The sequence below is a fragment of the Bacteroidota bacterium genome (assembly GCA_030706565.1).
Classification (GTDB): Bacteria; Bacteroidota; Bacteroidia; order Bacteroidales; family JAUZOH01; genus JAUZOH01.
On the sequence record JAUZOH010000421.1, the window covers coordinates 1 to 3,138 of the forward strand.

2 protein-coding genes are annotated in these 3,138 nt (G+C 37.8%); both read right to left on the bottom strand.

Annotation, left to right across the window (positions count from 1 at the left end):
• Window positions 1-1,510: hypothetical protein (locus tag Q8907_15030; protein MDP4275585.1), on the bottom strand; the 1,510-nt coding region annotated here is incomplete at its 3' end.
• A 955-nt stretch (window positions 1,511-2,465) separates the two neighbouring features.
• Window positions 2,466-3,138 (bottom strand): hypothetical protein (locus tag Q8907_15035; GenBank protein ID MDP4275586.1); only part of this gene is annotated, 673 nt, incomplete at its 5' end.

Genomic DNA, 3,138 nt, shown 5'->3' on the forward strand with positions numbered 1-3,138 from the left:
CATCGGCGTCACGTAAAGTACAGATATTCTGATAACTCTTCCACATATCGGTAACGTTGTACGCTTCGTTAACAGCAAGTTCGGCAATGGTCACATAAGGGATTTTTAAGGAATTTTTTAGCACCGAATTAGGACCTATGATCAGATTCGGATTATGAAGGAATTTATTGATGATTCCTTCAGCTGCAAATTGTCCGGCATCAACCCAGGGCGTTTCACTTAGGATTCCCTGATCTTTAAGCGTGTTGATCATCCCCTGGCAATCTCCGTCGGATTTTGTTAATTTTTCAGTTGTTCCCTGAAGCAAATTTTTTGCAAAATTTACATAATCCCAGGGTTCCATGGCTGACTTGGAGAACTCAGTTATATTGCAGAGGTTTATACGCTGATCCAGTAATTTTTTGTATCTCTCTATGTCTGTGGCTGTGAAAACTTTATCCTTTAGGTATTTTGCTTCATTATCTTCAAGAAGCTTCTTTATTTGAAGCGCGCTGGCCCTGGTTTCTTTTAAATAATCGAGAAAAACGCCAAAAGCTGCCGAAGCTCCGTCGGTAACAGCATTCCAAAAAGCATCATCGTTTTGTTTCTTCCATTTTCCAAGTTCGTCCAAGGTTTCTTTATTCCATTCCTGAAACCTGACCAGGTCAGACCTGTATCGGGTGAGCTTCTCATTGAGCGTCTTGCAGTCTGGTTTTTCAATAATCGGACTTCCATTATTGTTAATGGCTTGAGCAATTATGCCAACAACAAGTTTCTCATTCTTAAGATATTGATCTGTAAGGTTTACCGACGTTTTGATGTCCTTGTAAACCGGGGCGCTTTCGGGTTCGACAACTGTCTGAAATTCCGGGGAAGAAACAGGGACACCAAAAAAAGCGGTTCCTTTGGCGGGGGAATTTGCAGCTGTTTGACCGGGATTAGTTCCATTTGAATTTTTTAAATCAGGAGAAGCAACCGGCTTTCCTATAACCGCTGAATCTTTCTTTAATTGACCTCCCTTTGATCCGGAGTCAAAAGGATCGGAAGCATCTTTTCTTAAAGTCTCCATGTTCCCGTCCAAATTCTTAAAATCAAGAGTTTCAGTACCAGGCACATCTTTGGATGATTTCATCAGATTGTCATAAACTTCCTGCTGATGTTTTTCTTCCATTTCTTTTTTTAATTTCTCTTCCTCGGCTATCCTTTCCTGTTCTTTTTTTTCGGCTTCAAGTTGTTCGGGGGATTTCTCGGCAGGGCTGCTTAAAAGACTGTTTAATACACCCTGCAACAATGCGCCGGCAACTACCGTGGAAAGGCTGGTTGAACTGCTTTTAAGAATTGAAGAGGATGAGCCTGAGGAGGTGACGGAAGAAGAAACTGGACTTGGCCCATTTACTTCAGGAACAACCACAGTAGTTCCTGCCATCTTTTCCAGTTGCCCCAGAGCTTGAGCATTAGCGGTTTCCAGACCGGCTGTTATCCCAGCTGTTAGGAATAATACATTACATAAAAGGGCGAGTGATTTTTCCATAACATTTTGGTTTTATGAAATAAGTTAATCTGAAATGAACATAAAAAAATCAAATTATACGGTTTGGGGAAATCACGGAAACAGAAATACATAATCCTGTGGGAGAAGAATGATTGATTATTTGGCTTCATGGTCATAGTCTCTCTTTGCATTGGTGGCAATACGGGAAAGTGCAATAAATTAATACGAAAGCGCTAAACTATTAATTTATACGCTTTATCCGGACTAAATTTACAAAAAAACTATCCTAATTTTTTGTTTTTTAGCTAAATTATAATGTTAAGTATTTCGTTTGTCAATGGAAATGAGATAAAAATAACCATAAAACTTCTGTTAATGCTAATAAAACATTTGTTCGTCAAAAAGTTTTGGCGATTACTAGATCTCATCAGGAAATTTTGATGATGGATTAAAACAAATACTCCGCAATCCAGAAAGGATATTGGATTGCAACATCTTCAGTCCTATTTTTCTACAGGATTGAAATAAATTATTGGCAATTCTTGCGTACCTGACAGATTTAATCCTGAAAAATATAATTTTTGGAAGGAGTAGCCATTGGAACATCCTGTATTGGAGGAAAACGATTTGTACTTTAGCAGGATTGCGGGATATACACTTTGAATCGGATACTGATTTATTTGACAGGATAAAAAATTATCACGTTACTATGATGGGGACAAGACAACCAACTTGTACTTATCATCATAAAACACGCGATTCTTTAACAAATAGACTGCATTTAGAGTCAGGGTACAAGGTTGGATAATTTTTTTTATAATAAAAGAAGGTGAAAAGATATGATGATGTTCAATTAGGTATGATTCCGGATCAGGGTTGGATTTTATCAAACAGTTTTACAAAAATGAATTGATCTGCCGGTTAAATAAATCTGAAACCATTATGTTTGCGAATAAACGCAAAACGCCAATGAACCGATCCGTCAGCTGACGGATCACCTGGGTAATATGGCAAACATGGAGTTCCATTCGACCTTTGAGAATGAATTGTATACGTAAGAAATAATACTTGAAAGTTTGGCGTCATTCTCTATGTATCCTTTTTCTTTGAGTGATATGACAAAATCAATATGTTTTCGGCCATTGCGGTAAAAAGGCTCTTTCAAAGGGTGTTTTAAATATCGTTCAAATGTGGAAGCTGGTTCACACAGATTGAGAACGGCATGATATAACAGTTTCTCTTTGTTCCTGTAAATAGCCGAGCCTGATATCTTTTTCCCTGATAGGGCAATATCGGAAATTCCCATCAATGAAAGATTATCTATTCCTGCCTCCTTCATTGCTGAAATTAAAAGAGAGTTGATATTATGAAAAACATCTTTGGGTTTCAAGGTTTTTTCACCAGTGATGACTACGGATATTATCAAATTATTGGGGGTCAACACTACTGCTTGTCCACCTGAAGGTCTTTTTAACACGGTAATGTTATCTTTCAAGACGTTTTCCAGATTTAAGGAATCTTCCGGGTGGTTTGAAGCTCCAAGTACGATATACGGTTTATCAGGTATCCAGATTAAATATCGGGTATTGCTTTCTTCAAGCAATTTAATATCGGGAAGACAATAAGCTGAAATTTTAATCATGCTTTTACTTATGAATAGCCTTGTC